Below are 306 nucleotides of genomic sequence, written 5' to 3'. Positions count from 1 at the left end.
TTGAATCGCCCCGGCTTCCGCGGAGGCCAGTTGGTTTAAGTCAGACGGTCGCGGCCTGACCAGCGCGTTGACGATGGTAATTGGCTTCGAACTCCGCAGGCGGGACGTGGCCCAGTGGCCCCATCAGCCGGTGATGGTTGAACCAGGCCACCCATTCCAGCGTCGCCAGTTCCACTGCCTGCTTGGTCTTCCACGGCCCGCGCCGGTGAATGACCTCGGCCTTGTAGAGGCCGTTGATCGTCTCGGCCAGCGCGTTGTCGTAGCTGTCGCCCTTGGAGCCCACGGAAGGCTCGATGCCGGCCTCGG

General features: G+C 65.0%; 1 protein-coding gene. It reads right to left on the bottom strand.

Annotated features, from left to right (window positions below; genetic code table 11):
• Window positions 1-40: 40 nt before the first annotated feature.
• Window positions 41-306 (bottom strand): integrase core domain-containing protein (locus PO768_RS29185; protein ID WP_272648851.1); only part of this gene is annotated, 266 nt, incomplete at its 5' end.

It is taken from the genome of Paucibacter sp. XJ19-41 (genome assembly GCF_028462495.1).
GTDB lineage: Bacteria > Pseudomonadota > Gammaproteobacteria > Burkholderiales > Burkholderiaceae_C > Roseateles_E.
This window is presented reverse-complemented; position numbering and strand designations above follow the sequence as displayed.